This window comes from Clostridium lundense DSM 17049 (assembly GCF_000619945.1).
GTDB classification, from domain to species: domain Bacteria; phylum Bacillota; class Clostridia; order Clostridiales; family Clostridiaceae; genus Clostridium_AO; species Clostridium_AO lundense.
Map to the genome: position 1 here is coordinate 14,639 of NZ_JHVC01000028.1, position 19,860 is coordinate 34,498.

21 protein-coding genes are annotated in these 19,860 nt (G+C 32.3%); 10 read left to right on the forward strand and 11 right to left on the reverse strand.

Translation table 11 applies throughout. The annotated features are described in order from the left end of the window. The first annotated feature begins 44 nt into the window (after positions 1 to 44). From motA to T514_RS0120355, 4 genes are all read left to right on the forward strand, one after another. Positions 45 to 830: a flagellar motor stator protein MotA gene (gene motA / locus T514_RS0120340; RefSeq protein ID WP_027626407.1), complete on the forward strand. Its 786-nt coding sequence runs from the start codon at positions 45 to 47 to the stop codon at positions 828 to 830. Positions 831 to 892: 62 nt separating this feature from the next. Continuing rightward, positions 893 to 1,633 carry a flagellar motor protein MotB gene (locus tag T514_RS0120345; RefSeq protein ID WP_027626408.1) on the forward strand — a complete coding sequence of 247 codons (741 nt, stop codon included), beginning with the start codon at positions 893 to 895 and terminating at the stop codon, positions 1,631 to 1,633. Between the two features lie 285 nt (positions 1,634 to 1,918). Then, on the forward strand, positions 1,919 to 2,995 hold the full coding sequence (locus tag T514_RS0120350) for a UvrB/UvrC motif-containing protein (protein ID WP_027626409.1): 1,077 nt from the start codon (positions 1,919 to 1,921) through the stop codon (positions 2,993 to 2,995). Positions 2,996 to 3,146: 151 nt separating this feature from the next. Next, on the forward strand, positions 3,147 to 3,470 hold the full coding sequence (locus T514_RS0120355) for a hypothetical protein (RefSeq protein WP_156940037.1): 324 nt from the start codon (positions 3,147 to 3,149) through the stop codon (positions 3,468 to 3,470). On the opposite strand, the gene T514_RS27725 is transcribed toward T514_RS0120355, so the two are convergent. The 11 genes from T514_RS27725 to T514_RS0120410 all read right to left on the reverse strand — a co-directional run bounded on the left by T514_RS27725 (position 3,417) and on the right by T514_RS0120410 (position 13,017). Next, positions 3,417 to 4,037, reverse strand: a complete 621-nt coding sequence (locus tag T514_RS27725; RefSeq protein WP_423219368.1) for a hypothetical protein — start codon at positions 4,035 to 4,037, stop codon at positions 3,417 to 3,419. The two genes, T514_RS0120355 and T514_RS27725, sit on opposite strands and share 54 nt — an antisense overlap. Before the next feature lie 116 nt (positions 4,038 to 4,153). Further along, positions 4,154 to 5,200: an ATP-grasp domain-containing protein gene (locus T514_RS0120360; RefSeq protein ID WP_027626411.1), complete on the reverse strand. Its 1,047-nt coding sequence runs from the start codon at positions 5,198 to 5,200 to the stop codon at positions 4,154 to 4,156. Positions 5,201 to 5,205: 5 nt separating this feature from the next. Continuing rightward, on the reverse strand, positions 5,206 to 5,598 hold the full coding sequence (locus T514_RS0120365) for a DegT/DnrJ/EryC1/StrS family aminotransferase (RefSeq protein ID WP_027626412.1): 393 nt from the start codon (positions 5,596 to 5,598) through the stop codon (positions 5,206 to 5,208). After that, positions 5,582 to 6,448: a UDP-3-O-acyl-N-acetylglucosamine deacetylase gene (locus T514_RS0120370; protein ID WP_027626413.1), complete on the reverse strand. Its 867-nt coding sequence runs from the start codon at positions 6,446 to 6,448 to the stop codon at positions 5,582 to 5,584. Before T514_RS0120370 ends, T514_RS0120365 begins: the two co-directional genes overlap by 17 nt. Before the next feature lies 1 nt (position 6,449). Further along, entirely contained in the window at positions 6,450 to 7,424 is a 975-nt protein-coding gene (locus T514_RS0120375; protein WP_027626414.1) for a CgeB family protein, read from the reverse strand. A gap of 2 nt (positions 7,425 to 7,426) precedes the next feature. Continuing rightward, on the reverse strand, positions 7,427 to 8,116 hold the full coding sequence (locus T514_RS25190; protein ID WP_051542213.1) for a WbqC family protein: 690 nt from the start codon (positions 8,114 to 8,116) through the stop codon (positions 7,427 to 7,429). Positions 8,117 to 8,133: 17 nt separating this feature from the next. Further along, the gene (locus T514_RS0120385; RefSeq protein WP_027626415.1) at positions 8,134 to 9,117 is read right to left on the reverse strand and encodes a GNAT family N-acetyltransferase; all 984 of its coding nucleotides are present in this window, start codon (positions 9,115 to 9,117) and stop codon (positions 8,134 to 8,136) included. A 45-nt stretch (positions 9,118 to 9,162) separates the two neighbouring features. Continuing rightward, positions 9,163 to 10,125, reverse strand: a complete 963-nt coding sequence (locus T514_RS0120390) for a Gfo/Idh/MocA family protein (protein ID WP_027626416.1) — start codon at positions 10,123 to 10,125, stop codon at positions 9,163 to 9,165. Between the two features lie 198 nt (positions 10,126 to 10,323). Next, entirely contained in the window at positions 10,324 to 10,674 is a 351-nt protein-coding gene (locus T514_RS27615; RefSeq protein WP_084284791.1) for an IS3 family transposase, read from the reverse strand. Between the two features lie 268 nt (positions 10,675 to 10,942). Beyond that, positions 10,943 to 12,301 carry a sensor histidine kinase gene (locus tag T514_RS0120405; protein WP_027626418.1) on the reverse strand — a complete coding sequence of 453 codons (1,359 nt, stop codon included), beginning with the start codon at positions 12,299 to 12,301 and terminating at the stop codon, positions 10,943 to 10,945. A 2-nt stretch (positions 12,302 to 12,303) separates the two neighbouring features. Beyond that, positions 12,304 to 13,017: a response regulator transcription factor gene (locus T514_RS0120410; RefSeq protein ID WP_027626419.1), complete on the reverse strand. Its 714-nt coding sequence runs from the start codon at positions 13,015 to 13,017 to the stop codon at positions 12,304 to 12,306. 263 nt (positions 13,018 to 13,280) lie between these two features. Between T514_RS0120410 and T514_RS0120420 the strand changes: the two genes are divergently transcribed. The 6 genes from T514_RS0120420 (at position 13,281) to T514_RS0120445 (ending at position 19,719) form a co-directional block, all read left to right on the forward strand. After that, positions 13,281 to 14,195 (forward strand): ABC transporter ATP-binding protein, encoded by a 915-nt coding sequence (locus T514_RS0120420; protein WP_027626420.1) that lies wholly within the window; start codon positions 13,281 to 13,283, stop codon positions 14,193 to 14,195. Beyond that, positions 14,192 to 14,941, forward strand: coding sequence for an ABC transporter permease (locus tag T514_RS0120425; RefSeq protein WP_027626421.1), 750 nt, complete (start codon positions 14,192 to 14,194; stop codon positions 14,939 to 14,941). The genes T514_RS0120420 and T514_RS0120425 overlap by 4 nt, the downstream gene beginning before the upstream one ends. 2 nt (positions 14,942 to 14,943) lie before the next feature. Then, entirely contained in the window at positions 14,944 to 15,672 is a 729-nt protein-coding gene (locus T514_RS0120430; protein ID WP_027626422.1) for an ABC transporter permease, read from the forward strand. A gap of 175 nt (positions 15,673 to 15,847) precedes the next feature. Then, positions 15,848 to 16,732: a hypothetical protein gene (locus T514_RS0120435; protein ID WP_027626423.1), complete on the forward strand. Its 885-nt coding sequence runs from the start codon at positions 15,848 to 15,850 to the stop codon at positions 16,730 to 16,732. Between the two features lie 348 nt (positions 16,733 to 17,080). Beyond that, a complete protein-coding gene (locus T514_RS0120440; protein WP_027626424.1) occupies positions 17,081 to 18,145 on the forward strand; it encodes a hypothetical protein in 1,065 nt (354 codons plus the stop codon). Between the two features lie 413 nt (positions 18,146 to 18,558). Further along, on the forward strand, positions 18,559 to 19,719 hold the full coding sequence (locus T514_RS0120445; protein WP_027626425.1) for a MerR family transcriptional regulator: 1,161 nt from the start codon (positions 18,559 to 18,561) through the stop codon (positions 19,717 to 19,719). Positions 19,720 to 19,860 lie beyond the last annotated feature (141 nt).

Genomic DNA, 19,860 nt, shown 5'->3' on the forward strand with positions numbered 1-19,860 from the left:
CGACAAAATTATTATGACACATTATCAATAGTAGAGGTGAAAAAATGGACATATTCTTAATAATAGGTGTTATTGTTGGATTGGGTGCTGTTAGTACAGGATTGCTGTTGAAAGGTGTAGGTGTAGCCATACTGATTAATGGTGAGGCCGTTATAGTAATTCTTATAGGTACAGCAGCAGTTGTAATGAACTCTTTTACAAAAAGTGAATTTCTTAATGTACCTAAATTATTCGGGGCTGCTTTTAAAGAAAAGGCAAAGGAAGACCCCGTAGAAATAATTAAACAAATGCTTGAAATGGCATATGAAACTCGAAAAAATGGACTATTGTCTCTGGAAAGCAAGCTTCAAGATATGAGTAATGAATTTATGAAACAAGGATTAGAGATGGTAGTTGATGGTACTGAGCCAGAATATATTAGACAAGTCCTATCTGATGAAATTGAGGCAATGGAAGAGAGACATCGAGGCAATGCGTCAGTTTTTACAACAGCAGGAGGTGCTTCTCCAACTCTTGGAGTTTTAGGAGCAGTTATAGGACTGATTGGTGCACTTGGAAATTTAAATGATACGGAAAAGCTTGGAGAATCCATAGCTGCTGCGTTCGTAGCTACTATCTATGGTATTTTCTTTGGATATGTTATTTGGCATCCTTTAGCATCTAGATTAAAAAGGAAGTCACATGAAGAAGTTAGCAATAAGCAACTAATACTAGAAGGTGTTTTAGCAATTCAAGAAGGAAAAAATCCAAAAGCAATTGAGAAAAAACTTTTAAGTATGTTAAGTTCTAAAGATAGAAAAAAATTTGAAGCCACAAGTAATTTTAGTTAAAGTAAAGGAGGATTTAGTGACAGTTTAGTGTTCACAATACACCCTGTTACTAAAAATAAGCAATGAAAGGTAAAAAACAACATCATGAAGAACATGTAGATGAAACATGGCTGCTCCCTTATTCTGATATGATGACACTGCTATTGGCACTTTTTATCGTTATGTTTGCCATGAGTAAAGTAGATAACCAAAGAGCACAACAGCTTAGTGAACAATTCAATAGTATTCTTTCAGGTGGTACTGCAGTGTTACAAAGTGGTGGTACCAATGGAAGCACTATAAAAATAGACGAGGCTATTAAATTAGAGGAAGCAGGCAGTGTAGCTGAGCAAGATAAGATGCTTAAAGTGAAAAATGAGTTAGAAAAAGATATTAAAAATGATGGGTATGCAGATAAGATGCAAGTTGAACTTAATGGTGAAGGATTGACTATAAAAATACAAGATTCAGTAGCTTTTAAGTCTGGAGATTCGGATATATTAAATCAATTTACTCCAGTACTTGTTAAAATATCAAATATGATAAGGGATTTAGACAATGAGATAAGAATTAGTGGACATACAGACAATGTTCCAATAAAAAATGCAAAATTCCGTTCTAATTGGGATCTGAGTTATATGCGTGCCTCAAATGTTATGAACTTTATGGTTGATAAATGCAAAATTGCGCAGAATAAATTTTCAATTCAAGCATATGGGGAATTTAGACCTAAATATGATAATTCCACAGAGGCTGGAAGAGCAAAAAATCGAAGTGTAGATATACTTATAGTTCGAAAGTATACATCAAATCCTAAGAAGTAAATTAGTATGATTATGATACATGACAAAATTTCCACAAATTACTTTAAACTAAGTTAATAAATTAAAATTGAGGGTCAAATTGATTGGACGAAATATAGATTAATAAAGAATGTAGTTTCCTTGTATTGTAGAATATTTCTATATACTAGGAAACTACATTCTTTGCTTTTTTAATGAACTTATTATGAAATCTTCATTAATAAATAAGGGGTAAATTATTTTGTAAATGAAAACAATGCTATGATAAAATGTAATTAATATTTGCCTTTAGGAGGGAGCATAACTTTGAATATAAAAGAAAAAATAAAAAAACTACCTTCTTCACCAGGAGTATATCTTATGAAAGATTCCTTGGACACTATTATTTATGTAGGAAAATCTAAAAATTTAAGAAATAGAGTTGGATCTTATTTTGTAAATTCCAAATCTCATTCTCCAAAGGTAATAAAATTAGTGAAAAACCTTAAGGACTTTGATTATATTCTAACAGATACGGAATTTGAAGCTTTATTGCTTGAATGTAAATTAATCAAAGAAATTAAGCCAATATATAATAGGCAAATGAAAAGTCCAAAAGGTTATTGTTATATCAAAATAAAAATGGATGAGAAATATCCAAATATTGAAGTCCACAGCGAGCCTGACAGTTCTGATGGAAATCTTTATTTTGGACCTTATACTAGTAAGAATACCGTAGAAAAAGGTCTTTGTGGTATAAAAGAACATTGTAAAATTTTGTGTGCTAATAGTTCTCGAAAGGCTTCAGGCTGTTTAAAGTATTCTATGAACTTGTGTATGGGTATGTGCACAGCTAATCCTTCTACTGACCATTATTTTGCTTTAGTAGAAAAAGTGATAAAATTACTTAGTGGCACTGATTTGACTATTTTGCAAGAAATGGAACAGGAAATGAATATTGCTGCTGCAAACCTCCATTTTGAAGAAGCAGCTAAATATAGAGATTATATAAAAGCAGTAAAGCATTTGGTAAGTACTGCAGAAATTATTAAATTTACAGAAGCTAATAAAAATATTGCTTTGGTAGAGTTTCTAAATGATAAAGAAATTAAGTTTTTTTTGATAAGATATAATAAATTGCTTTTTAGTGAAAAGTATAAACTAAGCAATCTTAGTATTAATGAAATAAAGCATAAATTTAAAAGTAATATTATATCCTATTTTAGTGATAATTTGAAAATCTCGGTTAATATTGGTAAGGATGAAATAGACGAAGTTCATATAATATATAATTATTTAAAAAGTAAAGAAAGTACATGTAGATATATAGTTATTCCAGAACAATGGATTAATGACATGGATAGCTTAAGCATTGATGGAGCTGTTGATGAATTTAGAATATAGATAGGCTATTTTAGTCTATCTATATTTTTTATATTATATAAAATGTAAAATGATTATAACAATTATATGGGTTTTACTTTTTCTATATATACCATGTCTTGGATGTGCACAAATTTTAAATTTCATGTATACATTTCGTAATGGTTTATTTATGATTCTATTTTTATTAGGATATTTTGTGTTTTCTCATGATAAAGTACAGGAAGAATTAGAAAAGCATAATATTGTTTTATTAATAGCTGCTATTGTATTATTTGTTATTGAGATTCAAAAATTTTGGAGAAAGAGTTTTGCAGATTTGAAAGTGATAAATAATTATCTTGTATTTCTTTATGGATGGATTATGATGCTTGCAGTTATAGCGAATTTCAAAGGTCGCACTTCAACTCCACCAATGAAATTGAGGAATATATATGAGTTATTAAAGAAATCTAATACCTTTAGAATTGTGAAAGGTGAACCGTACCATAAGTAAATGAGGTTTTAGCGTAAAATAACATACCATAAGCAAAGCTGGGTTCAGTTGGAGAGATGATAGGACATTGAGAGGTGTATGATATGAGATATAAGTAGCAGCTGATGCATAAGAGATCCCGCATTTTAACCTAGGTAGAACTGCCATTAAGGGATAGCACAACTTAAGAAGGTCTACCTTTGTTGTTCCAAGCATTTCGTTGCGTGCTTTGCAGCGGTCCTCAAAGGTTACTCCACAGAAGTAATTTGTGTCAGCCATTTTCATATTTCCCTTTGGCCCTGATAAAGGCTCTGAATCAGAAATGCAGCCTGTTATAAGTTTATCAAGTCCATTCCCATTCATGAAGAACTCTTTAACAAAGTCTACAGCCTTGTCGAAGCAGTCTAATGAGTGTGCAGCATTAGGATCACGGAAGGTATAGAAGAATAGGTTGCCGTTCCTAAAGTTATTAATACCGGCACCGTATGCACCTCCCTGTACACGTATTGCATTCCATAGATAATCCATGGATAAAAGCTTTGAAAGTAAATTGAAGCTTCCGTTGTATGAAGCATTATGCAGATATATATTTGAGCCATTTACTGCAAAGGATACTGCTGCTCGATTCTATAAATAAAAAACATAAAAACCACCACTAATTAATTAGTCGTGGTTTTCAATAATTTTCACGTAAATATTTATATCTAGTGAAGCCTGGCTGTAGAAAGCGAGTTAAGCTTATCTAGTGGGAAGTAATAATCCATGTATTGTCTCAATACAAGGCCAGTTGCTGCGCTGCCGGGTATTACCTCCTGGCAAAGCACTTCTGAGCGTATTAAGCTTTCCGGCTCATTTATTCCAAATAGTAACCGCATGCATGTAGAACTGCTGAATCTGGGATTTATTTCGAAAATTACTGGCATGTAATCTTTAAGGCGCAATTGAATATTTATAGCCCCATAGGCTCCCAGTGTACTTGCAACCATGGCACAATAATCTGCAATGTGGTGATAATCATCAGAAACTGCAGCAATAGAAACTCCTTCCAGCAAATACCTCCTTAAAGCGATTTTGGAAATGACCTTTCCCTTTTGATTTATGCAAATCCCTACGGTAAACTCTTGCTCCTCATCTGTAAGATATTCCTGTATAATTAGGCTTTTCTTACCCTTTATATTTTCAAGCAGCTGTTGCTTATCCTTAACTAGAACAACACCTACTGAGCCACGTCCAAAACGCGGCTTGACTATCAAGGGAAACCCAGTACTTTCAATAAATGAGGAGAGCATACCAGCATCTTCAGGATACCTGATACTTGCAGGAATTTGAAAACCGGAGCATGATAAATGGCACATGGTCAGCCACTTATCGGTGCAAAGCTCTATCACTGCAGGAGAATTTACAAACACCTTTGCTCCTGTAGATCTTTCAAGGGATTCTCTATTTCTCGAATAAAAGGGAAGCTCCGCTGTAGAGCCGATAAATATCGCTTTAATCTGATGATTTATACAAAGATTTTTAATAAACATATAATAGCTCTCTTCATCTGCTACCTGTGGAGCGATAAAGCTTTTGTCGGCAAAAAATAAACCTAGGGAATATGGGTTAGCGTCAATTGCTATTGTTTCAACAGGAAGCACCGATTCTTTCAGTGACCTGATAATACCCAGCCCGTATACGGAACCTGCACCTGTAACCAATACACTGAGAGTACCATTGATTTCATTCATATTTTTGCAAACTGCTGACAATGTAATCAACCTCCTGTTCTGTTAATCCTGGGTAAACAGGTATTGAAACTACCCTTTCGCAGCTGTTCTATGCCGATTGCTGCATGGATATTGGTCATCCTGTAATTGTAGCCAAGTACATCATGCTGGTATTTGGCTATCTGGCCATGGTTTATCAAACTCCTGGCCTTATCAGCCAGCTCTTTGTCCTCCGGTTTAATACCTAAAGACAGCAGTGCCACATGAAGGGCTGAGGTGCGTGAAGAGGTGGCGACACAATGCTTGCTGCCCTGGAATAGGGCAAAGTCCCGTTCAAACATTTCCACATATTCTCCATGGGCTAGCTTTCCACTGGAAAGAACTTCACTCACAAGTATTTTTTCCTCTATACCAAGCATAGGTTTAGCTAAAGCGATCATCATTACACTCCTCATAAATTTTTTTACACAGCTCTAGATTTAACCGGTGACCGGATCTGAAGCCTATTACATGTCCCAGTACCTTTTTCCCAAGTAAGCCAAGGTCTCCGAGAAGGTCAAGTACTTTATGACGGGCAGGTTCATTGGGCCATTTCCAGGACCTGTACTCAGCCCCGGATTTGACTACCAATACATTTGAGCTGACTTTCCCAGTTAGGTTTACAACATCTTCAATCTCTGACTCAATTATATAAGAACGGGCATCTGCCAGCTCTTTAGCAAAGGTTTCAGGAGTTATGTCCATTTCAGCTACTTGAGATAATTGAGGCAGATTGGGATAGTCAACCATATAGGTTAGTTTAAATCCATCGTAGGGAAGAGCTATCAGGAACTTTTCATATTCCATATCCCCTAAGCTTTCACGTTTATATACAATAATGGGCTTAAGTATTTTTATCATTTCCTTCTTGTCATTTTGTTCCACTATCCCAGCTTCCGTGAGCGCTCCTTTGAACTCTTTACTGCTGTAATCCTCTGTTACGGGCAGGCTGGCCTGTTCCAGCTCGATAAATACGTTGTCCAAACCTAATCCTGATAAGGCTGCCAAGGCATGCTCCGTGTGTTCGATGCGAACTTCTCCATCAACAAGAGAAGTCCATCTGTATTCAACCTTTGCTTTTTCAAATGAGCATTTTACTTTAGGGCAGCCTGGCAGGTCATTACGGATAAATATTATACCTGTATTAGGCGGGGCTGGATAAAAAGTTACCTTTGCATCGGTTTCGCCAGCAATGCTAGTACCCATTAAAGAAACCCTTTGTTTAATAGTTGTCTGATTATCCATTTTCATTTCAATTCCTTTCAACTAAACTGCAGAAATCAAGAATTTGTCTGGCGCGTTCCTTATAACTATGTTTTAAATAAACCTCCAGCTGACCATTGCGCGCTATTTCTTGCCGTGCTGCGGTATTTTTAAGAAAATAATTTACCAGGTTAACTGTATCTTCTGGGGAAGAGGCACATGACAGGTGAACATTATTTATAAACAGCTTGGTAACAGATTGTGTTGGTACGGTAAGCAAAAAACCGCCCGAACCCAGTACTTCAAAAGTCCGAGATGTTAACATGTCATGGTCATTTTGCAAACCTAATATAATTCTAGCTGAATTATATACTTTATTTGTTTCCTCATAAGGTAGTTCACCTTTAAGCATATGCGTTGGGATCTTAAAACCCATTAGCTCCTCATTAAAACGGTCCCATCGCTTACCCCAAATAGCAATGTTATATCCTCTTTCCACCAAAGGCTTAAGTAATATCTGAACGCTATCCTTCCGATATGACTTCCACTCTCGTCCACCATTCCCAATTAGGACCACATCATAATCATATTTACTGCTTGGAGGTTCATTCTTATTGAATTCCGGATTGCAGCCAAAATCCAGATGCCCGGCGGGAAGCCCAAGCTCCCTGTATTTATTTACACTACCAGGATGTATGGTCATAATTGCATTAGGTTTATAGATTTCAATACACCTGAAGGAACACTTTTCGGTCCATCTTGGATCTTCAGTTGCCCAATAGATATGTTTCACCTTATATTTAGAAGCTCTTTTCACTAACTCGTCTATATGCTCACGGCTATACCTGCGGTAAGCCCATCCCGTTGTTATCATGATCTCAGGCCTAAAGTTGTCAATTGCGTCTATTATAGAGCTTCTACTTAAATCCCTCAGGACAAAAACAGGGCAGTTCAATTCTCTAAAGCCCTGCGGCAGCCCAAGAGTATATTTAGAACTATGTGAAAAAAACAATATTCTTTTCATACTTACACCTCTTTCAACAAAAGCTTGCGTGTGCCCGTTGCCCCACAATTAAATAACATATCAACTATAGACAAATTGGGTATAAAATTGCCCCAAAGCTGCGGATATGCTATAGGCTGATAATCCAAATACTCCAATTTAATACCTTGTTTTTCAAAAATCTCTGGTTGATTATATGCCCTTCCTCCAATACCGGACAGGTAACTGTCAGCAGAAAAGTGGCGACAGATTGCAGCTAGTAGTTCATTTTTTCGAAGCTCAGAAAATTGAGGTAAATCTGATAAAAACACAAGCTTTGTTTTAAGTCCCAGCAGGTCATATACCAGCTTGATAAAAGCTATGTTGGTATCTATAAGATATCCGGTATCTTGCAATACCTGCTCCATCATGGGGAAAACTTCTTTGAAATGAGGTGCTTTTGCGTAGTTTACTTTGAGTGCCATAAGATGATGCCTTTTCCAACCCGGTATAACAGTAACTTCATTAAACTGCTGCAAGCCCATGCCTTTGCGTTTCACCGGCACAGTCAGTATCTGAGTCCCTTGGGAAGTTTTGATAAGATTCCTATTATCCAATGAACTGCCTGTTTGAAACTGAGCAGTATCTAAAATAAAAAAAATATCACACTGTGCCATCTTAACAAAATATCCCGGCCAGGGAATATAATTCGGTTGATGACCTGCTAATTTCATTGACTCACTCCTTTAAATTATTTGCTATTGTTTACTTCATACAAATAGCATTCCCGCAATACCCCATGCCCTCCATAACCTTCTTTGAAACGAAACAGCCCTGTATTGACTCTACTTCCTTTTACCTCAGTGGAAATACCCCAATCTAAATATGAAAAGCCGTTTTTTAGTCCCCATTCCATCATATGACCAAAAATAAGGTTTAACGGCCGCTTATGCTGGAAACCATCGTGGTGGGCAATATAAAAACAGTTTATAACTCTGTCGTTCAGTAAAAATGCCAAAACACCCGCTGCAGGAGTTACTCCTTCATATGCTGCAAAGAGTTTTATCCTGTGAGGATAAAGAGTTTTTAGATGTTTGATTTCATCTAATGTATGTGCAGGCTTTGCATTATGATTATATTTAAGTTTATTTTCCAGAATAGGCCAAAAATCATTTATATCGGCATCCTCCACCACTGATAACCCACTTTTCAATGCTTTTTGATAGTTTCGAAAAGCTGTGTCACTCATTACCCGCTTTACAAAAGATTCCTCACCTTTTTTTAGCTCAAGGACTGTGGCCAGCTCTGTATACTCAAGCCTAAACCCAGAAAACCTTAAAGCAAAGTCAAGTTGGTCGGAAAGCTCCTTATGGTAAGCCTTCGGAACAGGTTTTAGCCGTATATAGTCAAAACCAGCCATGGCACAATATTCCACAAGGGCACTTACTAACTCCAGGCATTTTTTAGTGCTTAGACTGGACTTTATTATGAGCCCTCCATGGGAAGCGCCGGGGTGGGAAACTAGTATGCGTTTATCCTCTTGTTGTACTACGGCAGCAGGAAGAACAGCAATGATTCTCTTATCCTCCATAAATATCAGGGAATGATCTGAAAACCTGTCTGAAGGATGATAACCCAGGAATCTTCTCTCCTGCATAAAAGTGCCGTTAACTGAGGAACTCACAAATCCCTCCCATTCATTCTCAAGTTCTTTTGAATAGCTCTTTACAAACAATATAATTTCACCACACTTTCCTGATTATAGTGCTTACCATCTCCATCAAAAGATGTTGATTTTCTCTCCGCCTTTTGCGAGAGATTCTGAAATGCAATCAGTTATTTTTGCCACAAATTCTATATTTTTTCTGCCGCTAAGAGGCTCCTTGTGTTCTCTAATGCATTCCATAAAATGAATACACTCCTGTGTCAGAGGTTCCGAATTGTCTTCCACTGCCAAAAAATGCTCCTGCTCTCCGTTATGGAAGATTTGGATTTTTCTATCGGCAGCCTGTGCATCGTCAAATACCAATTTTGTTTTCGATGCAACCAGTGTCATTTTCCTGGTTTTTTCCGTATGAATGAAGCTAGCAAATATAGAAGCTATTTTACCATTGGGGAAACCCAACAGTATATTGATAACATTGTTATAAGGACTTTGAATATATCTTTCACCATGGGCAATTACCCAGATGGGGTCCATCCCTATGAGGTGGCGGGAAAGATAAATATCATGAACTGCCAGATCATGAAGAACATCTACTTTGGGAGCCTGAGAGGTGGAACTGGTTCTGGACATGTTGAAGTAACATAGATCATCAATAATATGTTTTTCTTCCAGAAGCCCCTTTATCCTTTTCACAGCAGGATGGTAAATCAATGTATGGCCGGCCATCAATACGGTATTTTGAGCAGCAGCCAATTCAATTAGATCATGACTGTCTTTCCTGTTAATTGTCACGGGCTTTTCTACGAGAACAGCTTTGCCTTTGCTTATTGCTTCCTTCGCCAGCATGTAATGACTTTCAGGTGTTGTGGCTATAATAACCCCCTGTACCTCACTGTCATTCAATATATCTGCTTTATTTTCAGTGAACCTGGTCTGAGGGTAAACAGCAGCTGCCTGATTTAGCTTTTCATAGTCTAGGTCGCAGGCCCACTTCAATTCACAGCCCTCTATTGCATTTACAGTTTTCAGATAATTTTTTCCCCATTTTCCACAGCCTATCAAAGCAAGCTTCATCATTGCAATTACCTCTCAATTACATACTAATTATATGCCGGAGCACTATATATTAGCATATTCACCACCCATAGAAAATATTACTTACATTGAGGATCCTCATCTGGTAAAGTTAAAAAAATAAAAGGGGCTATGTTGTAAGATGATTTTGAGTTCATCTTTCAGCATAGCCCCTTTGTTTTGTGATGTGCTAATTCAAAATTAAGTAATCCAGCCATCTTTTGTTGATATATAAATTATGTCTGATACCCACTTTTGATTAGGATTATCAGCTTTGAAGTTTCTATTGAGAATATTGTCAGCAACCGGTAGGGTGTGTCTTGAATTAGTAGTTGCTTTGTACTTCTTTGCAACCTTAGAGCGTATGCCATCTGCTTTCATCAAACGCGCTACGCGTCCCTTGCTAGCTTTCTGATCTTCGGGTAGATTCTTAGTTATCTGAGGCGCACCATAGATTCCATAGCTTTTTTTATGTACAACTTTTATTGTTTCTAGGAGCTTCTTATTATATAGGGAATCTTCGTGTCTATCAAACTGAGGGAAGGTTACTATTTTTGGCGGTAAGACATGATGATATTTATAGAGCTAATGTGCAGGAGAAGTTGAAGCAATTAGAAGTTACAGCATTATTGAAAGAAGAAACAATATAGGAACAGAAAACATATTGTGAAATCTATTGTAAAAACCTCACTTGCAACTGATACAGTGAACCGTACCATAAATAAGTGAGGTTTTTACTTAATAGTACAATATTCGTTAATACATAATCAGTATAAAATAACAAATGCTTTTAAAAACAAATTACTTTGAAGCTTTAATATCAGATTGCAGGTATACACAATATTATATAGCTGCCATTATTCCAATTTTTAAAATAAGTTTTTCCACCATGTACTGTAATAATTTGTTTCACAATAAAAAGTCCAAGACCATGGGACACACCACTAGGAAATTCATTGGAAGTGTTTAGATTTTCTAAAACTTCATTATTAAAGCCAATTCCATTATCTTTAATTTCAATTATGCAAAAATTATCTTCTTCTTTAATTTCAATGAAAATATCACAACCATTTTCATTATATTTCATAGAATTTCCTATAATATTATTAAGAGCACGTTCAAATAATCTCATATCACCATTCAGCATACAGCGTTGAGCTTCATCAGAAATTGAAAGTTCAAGGTTGTATTTATTCTCACACAAGTTATTCAGATAATCAACAACTATTTTTCTAACAAGTTCGGAAATAAAAAAAGGGTGCATATTTAATGGTTGCATTTCATACTCTAGCTTTACTGTTAAATTTAAGTCTTCTATTAGTTGTTTAATTTTTTCACTTTGTGATCTTATTATACTAAACTGTTTTATTTCTTCTTTAGAAAAACTAGTATTATCTTCTAAGGAACTAGAATAGCCCATAATTATAGAAAGAGGTGTACGTATATCATGAGATACTGAATTTATCCAATTATTTCTTGCCATATCTCTTTTTTCTATTAACTTCTGCTGCCTTAATAGTTCTTTTGAAGTGTTATTTATGTTGTTTGCTAAATCTATAAAGGGACCTTTAATATTAAGAGAAACTGGCTTTTTTTTAGCCATATCTTCTACAGCTTTTGCAATTGAACTAAGGGAATTAAAAAAACGAATTCCAAATAAAAATGCTAATAGTATAGCAATTAAAAAATTTATTATAAGTCCAGCTAATAACCACTTAGGAGAATTAAACATAGCTTTTTCGGAAGCTTCAAAATTATATTTCCAAGTGCTATGTTTACTATTACCAAGGACAAATAATCCGTTTTTATGGTGCCATGTCTTAACTGGATAATCGTTTAAATACCATCTAGAAAAAGATGCAATATCTGAAGAAGTGTAACTTAACGGAACATCTTTCGGTAGATTTTTACTCCATATAACTTTCCCAGAATCGTTTAAAAGCATTGCCCACTTAAAATTATCTTCTATAGAAGATGAAGCTTTATCAGATAGTATAAAATTTTCACCTTCTTTTTTTAGACCTTGACTAATATTACATACATTATATTTAGGACTTTTGTTTTTTTGAGAATATGACTGCCATAAAGTTAAAAAAGTTAAATTAGTTATTAACAATAGAACAGCAATGCCAGCAGCTGATAGAATGTAACGTAATATTATTTTTATTATTCCCTTCATTATTATTCCCCCAATACAAGCTTGTAACCAAGACCTCTTACTGTTAATAGATATTTGGGGTGAGAAGGCTCTTGTTCTATTTTTTCTCTAAGTCTTCTTATATGTACCATTAATGTATTTTCATATCCAAATAAATTATCATCCCAAGCAGCTCGGCACATAGCATCAATAGTTACAATGTTTCCTTTATTAGCATATAGCTTGTCTAATAAAGCGTATTCCTTAGCTGTTAAGGTTAACTCTTCATCGTGCTTTTCTACAATACCGCTGTTCATGTCTATAAATACATCTCCTAAATAAAAAGTTGGTTTTTCTTTAGGTTTAATGGCTTCTACAGTATATGTTCTTCTAAGTATAATGTTTAGCCTAAGAATTAATTCTCTAGGTAGAAAAGGCTTGGTCATATAGTCATCTGCTCCAAGTCCTAGCCCTAAGAGTCTGTTTTCATCCTCATCTCTAGCTGATAAAAATAGCACAGGAACTGTGGAAACCATATGGAGTTTTTGTATAAGAGAGAAACCATCTCCATCAGGAAGAATTACATCCAAAATAACAACATGGGGTTTTATTTCTTTAAATTTTTTAATTGCCATATGAAAATTAGAAGCTGTGGATATATTCTTAAATCCTTCCTTTAACATAATGTTTTGAACCATAGTAAGTAAAGAAGGTTCATCATCCACAATTAATATTTTGCAATTCTTAATATTGTCCATGTTAAGGTACTTTCCTTTCTGTTAAGAGTTAGAAGTTAGTATATTTGTAAGTACTAACTATAATTATTATATACTAATGTATAAATATTAAAAATTAATTTTAATATTCTTAAGGTAAATGTAAGGTGGATTTAATTAGGATGTAATGTAGATGTTTTATATTTTAATAGAAGTAAAGTTAAGATATATTAAAAATAATTTATGTATTAGGGCAGTTATTGTTTTTTATGGTACTAACGCAAATTTTGGAAGGGGTTTTTAAAATGGAACATATAATTATAACTAATAATTTGAGTAAAAGATATAAAGATGTATATAGTGTTAAAGATGTTGATTTGAAAATACCCAAAAACACTGTTTATGGTTTTTTAGGGCCAAATGGTGCAGGAAAATCAACTACATTAAAAATGATTTTAGGATTGGTTAAACCAACAGAAGGTAAAATAACTGTATTTGGTAAGGAAGCAAATGATAAAAATAGATTAGATATTTTAAAAAATGTAGGAAGTCTTATTGAATCACCTAGCTATTATGCACATTTGACAGGAGAGGAAAATTTGAAAATTATTCAAACCTTAAGAAATGTACCAGAAAAAAATATAAATAAGGTATTAGAGATTGTTAGATTAGATAATGAAAAAAATAAAAAGGTAAGTCATTATTCATTAGGGATGAAACAAAGATTAGGATTGGCAGCTGCACTCATTAATTTTCCTAAGTTGCTTATTTTAGATGAACCTACTAATGGACTTGATCCAGCAGGAATACAAGAAATGAGAGAATTAATATGTTCACTTCCTAAAAAGTATGATATGACAGTTGTGGTATCAAGTCATCTTTTAAGTGAGATAGATCAAATGGCTGATACCCTTGGAATAATTAATCATGGTGAATTAATTTTTCAAGATAATTTAGAAATACTTCATCAGAGAAGTAACCATAAGCTTGCAATTAAAACTTTAGATAATACAAAAGCAAGAATTATATTAAATAGTGAAGGAATCCATTGCAAAGTTGAAAGTGAATATTTATTATTACCACAAACTTCTGATGATTTCATTATAAAATGTAATAAATTATTTTATAAAAGTGGAGTTATACCTGTTCGCATAGAAGAACGTCAAAAGAGTTTAGAGGATATTTTCTTAGAATTAACAGGAAAGGCAGTGAGTTTATGATAGAAGCACTTTCTATGGAGTTTTATAAAATACGCCGTCGAAAGGTAGGACTTAATGTACTAGCAGTTATTATAATACAACTTATGTATGGTCTGTGGGGTATGAATTATAGAGATGCACATGAATTATCTCAAGGGTGGATGGAGTGTATTTATAGATTTTCATCATTAAACTGTATTTTTATGCCAATGTTAGCTTCTGTTATAGCTTCAAGATTAAGTGATGTTGAGCATAAAGGAAATACTTTTAAACTACTGAAGTCAATAATGAAAAGTAAAGATTTATTTGCAGCTAAATTTATGTGTTGTGGATTTTACATGGCTGTAGAAACATTGTTTCAAGTTTTAATAATGATTTTTATTGGAAAATTGAGAGGTATTACAGAACCATTTCCATTTGTATATTTTGGTTACTATGGACTATTTACGCTTATAGTTAATTTAACATTAGTATTATTGCAGCTTATACTGTCATTACAATTTAAAAATCAAGTAATTGGATTTGCAGTAGCTGCAGGAGGCTCATTTTTAGGATTATATTCATTATTCTTTAAAAATGCAGGTAAATATGTACTATGGAGCTATTACTTAGTTCTTTCACCATCAAAAATGAATTGGGACGAAGTTACAAAAACAGTTGATTTTTATTGGGGAGGAATACCTTTAGTTGAATTTTCAACATTAATTTTAGTTACTGTTTTATTATATATTATTGGGAAAAAATTTTTCATAAGAAAGGAGATTTAAAGATGTTTTTACTAACACTAAAATCTGAACAGATGAAACTTCACAAATCACCTATATGGATTCCATTCTTTGCTATACCATGTATTTCAGCTTTTATGGGAACATTCAATTATTTGGCTAATAAAGATATATTAACAAAAGAGTGGTATAGTCTTTGGACCCAGCACACTATATTTTACTGCTATTTTTTTCTTCCAGTATTAATTGGAATTTACTGTGCATATTTATGTAGATTAGAAAATATAAACAACAATTGGAACAGTATTTTAACATCACCTGTTAGTATTAAAAGTATTTATTTTTCAAAATTTATTACAGTTATGAAAATGCTGCTTTTTACGCAAATTTTTGAGGGAATACTATTTTATATTTCAGGAAAATTTGCTGGATTTACAACTAAAATTCCTAGTGAAATGTTTTTATGGCTTCTATTAGGATTTTGTGCAGGTGCTGCAATTGTATCTGTTCAGCTCACCATTTCCCTTGTAATAAAGAGTTTTTCAGTGCCAATAGGGATTTCTTTACTTGGAGGTTTTTTAGGGGTTGCGGCTACAGCAAAAGGAGTTGGACTTTACTTTCCTTATTCATTATTTTCAATTGGAATGTGTGCAAATAATCCATCTGCTGCTGCAGGATATAGTATATCTGCCTTTGTGATTTCATGTGTTTTATTTGTAATTATATTTAGCAAATTAGGTATTATAGCTTTAGAGCCAAATAATAATTGGTAAATTTAAACATATTATATTAAGAAAAAACATAATCATTTTCGCAAAAATGATTATGTTTATGATAAAATGAGATATAGAACCATTAGTTTTAATAGCCACATTTATATTAGATTTTCTTTGCATACATCCATAAATGACATAGACTTTTATTAGTGATAAGATTGGGGAAATAAAAATGAAAATAAGTTCAAGGGAAATAAGAATTTCAATATTATATTTTGTTAATGCATTAATTATGATTTTAGGAGTATTTTTAATGACAAAATGTAATTTGATAAATTGGAATAGTAAGGTTGATAAAGGAAAAATAGAGATTGTTGTTTGTGCGACTATTATGATGCTTTCAGTAATCCCACTCCTTATAATATCAATTTATCATATTATAAAGGCTTTTAAATATAAGAATATATACTATAATGAGGAAGTTTATATTGAATGGAAGTATGAAAAAAGTGAATGGAGAGAGCTTATTATCAAAAACTTTAAAATTAATATTTTTAATGATTTAAAGGGTTATTTAAAAGCTATGACAATAGTTTTAATAACAGTAATTATTGCATTAGAACTACACAATATTATAAATTTAAGAGGTACTGAAAAAATAGTTCCATATATAGTGATTTGTATGGTAGTAATAGCAGTAGTATTTTCAATAGATGTCTTAAAAGAAATTATAAGTTTAATAGATCATTTAATATTTACAAACTGCACTATTACAATTACTAAAGCAATGGCTATAGTTAATGAACAAGTTTATAGCTTTAATATACAACGTGAAAGTGAACTAGAAAATAAACAGATAAGGGATAAAAATATTGAAATAACTTATGCAGTTCCAAGTAAGACATCAAGAAGAATTGATAATATAAGGGCTTTAGAATATAAGGATTTAAAAAAATTAATAATTCCAATACCAAAGAATAAATATGAAGAGGCAGAAAAGTATATAGATGCACCTTATCCTATATATAATTATTTAAGAGATAAAAAAGAGGGGAAAAATAAGAAGAAAAGAAGATCATCATCCAAAGTTGATACTAGTAAGAATAATCCTGCCTGAAATAGTACTTTAAAATTTTATTTTGAAAATAGTAAGTGGCAAATTAAAAACTATGAATGATTTGACATACAGAACCAAATATACAAGTGTTAACATATATATTGAAAAATAAACTGTAATTAAATAATACTTGAATAAATGGTATTTTAGGTAAAGTTTTAAAAAAAGTATTACGAAGATATTATTAATGAATTTTTATTTAATAATCACTAGGTACAGAAAGTTGTATTATTAGTGAAGCAAAGAGTTTTATTCATTATTTTGATATAGATACTGTAAAGATAGTAGCTAAACACTCATTAACATATACTACTTTTGTATATTCTGATTATATGGGAGGATAGAATTATGAATATTAGTAGTACAACAAATTTAACAGAAGTTAAGTTTGATACAAGTCAAGCTTTAGGTATTAAAAATGTTAATATTAAAGAAGAAAAAAAATCAGCAGCTGAAATAACATTTATACCATGGGAAGATATGGACTATGAAAAATGCATAGGAAAAGATGGAAAGAAATTTGAAGTAGTTAGTTATTATAAGGTTAAAGGAGAAACTTTAAATAAAGATTATCTTGATGTATTTTCTTCTAAAGCTCAAGGGAAAGATGTAAAATGCTATGATTATTATGTAAAGAATTTTTTAGCAAAAATAACTAAAAATTTTAGTGATAGTGGAAGTTTAAAAAATGATGAAGAATCATTAAAAAAAGGAATAGATGATCTTGTCGGTGAGATGAAAAAAAATATTTCAAAAGGTATTTCTAATAATATAGAAAACTTAAATACCAAGTTTAATGTAAATGGAGTAGATTTTACTTTAAAAGAATTAATGGATTCTTCAAAGGTTATGGATTATGCAAATTCTATTCTACGTACCACAGGAAGTGGCCTGAATTATGAAAATTATGCAGAAATGGGAATAGCTAAAGGTAAGGTAAATACTTATGCAGAAAAAAATCTGAATACAGATCAGCAAAAATTACTTAATTCCACTATGTCTGCAAGAATACAAAAGATTATAGATTCAGTGCCAGAAAAAGTAGATGAAACCTACAAAAAAGGCATAGTTGTAGATAAAAATAATAAGTTTTATGCTATAAAAAATGTACAAGCTGCCACTAATATAGAATATGCAAAAGAAATTATGGATACTTTTGCAAATGTAGATTATTCCAATATAGAAAGCTTTGAAAAAGCTACAGAAATATACAGAAATCTTATAAAGCCTGTACTAGAATCAGCTGGTGTTATAAATATTGGAAGAAATCAAGCTTTAACTGATACAACTAATTATGAGATTAATAAATTTAAATCTTTATTTGATGAGAGCTATAAAAGAGTTTTTTTATCAGCTGCTGAAGTTAGAAAAATGTTTGGAAATTCAAAAAATGTTATAGATATTTGTAGATAAATTTTAAGAATTGCCCATTCTTCAATATTAGGGGGAAATTTATATCAAAGGAAGTAATATGTAATACGGTTTTAAAAATTACTGAACAGATGAAAACAAAGACATTTATATAGAAATTGAATAGATGTGAAGTTGGCTTTAAAAGTCGTATATCTCTTCAGCTATGGAATCCACCACAGAAATGTAGTGGGTTTTTTACGTTTATAAGGCATATATTTTTTAGTTTATATAATATGTTGTCAGAATTGACTATAATGTATCTAAGTTTTATTAAAAATTTTTTGTGAAGTGTTGACTCTAACATCACGTTATAGTGTAGTATAAAAATAGAGCTTAAAGATATTATCAAGATTTCTAGCCGGCAGATTATTAAATAATATTGGAAGCTCTAAAATAAACTTTGAGGTGTAGAGATGAGAACAGTAAAACAAGTTTCGGATTTGACAGGAATAAGTGTGCGCTCACTACATTATTACGATGAAATAGGATTATTAAAACCAAGTGAGGTTACAGAGGCAGGTTACAGGCTTTATGACGATGAAGCTCTTAAAACCTTACAACAGATTTTATTTTTTAAGGAACTTGATATACCTTTAAAAGATGTTAAAGAGATAATGTCCAGTCCATACTTTGATAAAATGAAGGCTTTGGAAAATCAAAAAAAGCTGATTATTATGAAACGTAATAGATTGAATGATTTAATAGAGCTTATAAATAAAACATTAAAAGGAGAAAATACAATGAGTTTTAAAGAATTTGATATGAGTGAATATTATAATGTATTGGAAGAATTTAAGACAGAACACCGGGATGAGGTAATTAGAATTTATGGTAGTGTAGATAAATATAATGAATTTATTGAAAAATGTAAATCTAAGGAAGATGAAATTGCTAAAATGGCTATAAAGCAATATGGAAGTATTGAGAAATATGCTAAAGCCGTAAAGAAAAATCTTAATAGCGATATGATAACTTTATCAGAACAATATGATAAGTTTAAAAAAGATTTTCTTAACGATAAGCATCCTAAATTAAAAGAATTATATAAAAAGCTTACATCTGACTTAAGTAAGGATCCCTCTTCAAAGGAAATTCAACAAATTGCCGAGGAAATAATCAATATAACTAAAAAAGATTATGAAGCTTTCAAAATGGATAATGGAGATGATCATTGGTACTATATGGTGCAAATTTATTTGGTATATCCTGAATGGATAGAAGCAGTTGATAAAAAATATGGCAATGGTGCATCTAAATTTATCGGAGAAGCTTTAAAAAATTGTTCGAAAACTAAGAAGCCTAAAGTAGAAAAATTATATGAAAAGCTAGTATCTGACTTAAGTAAAGATCCTTCTTCACAGGAGATTCAACAAATCGTTGAAGAAATATTAGATGAAAGTAGAAAAAATCAGGAATTTTACAAAGTAGATGAGGGGGAGAATCATTGGAGTTATATGGCAGAACTTTATTTATCAAATTCTACTTTTATAGAATTAATTGATAAGGAATATGGCAGTGGTGCATCTAAATTTATTGGAGAAGCTTTAAAATTTTATTCTGAAAATAGTAAGTAGTGAATAATGAGCACAGTATAGTTTTTATAACTATAGTGGCTCATTTTTTTATGAAAAATGTTTAAGGAAATTGCAAAGTTTTTGTCTTTAAATAAATTATATAATAGATTAAAATATGTATTGAATGTTATGGTATTATAG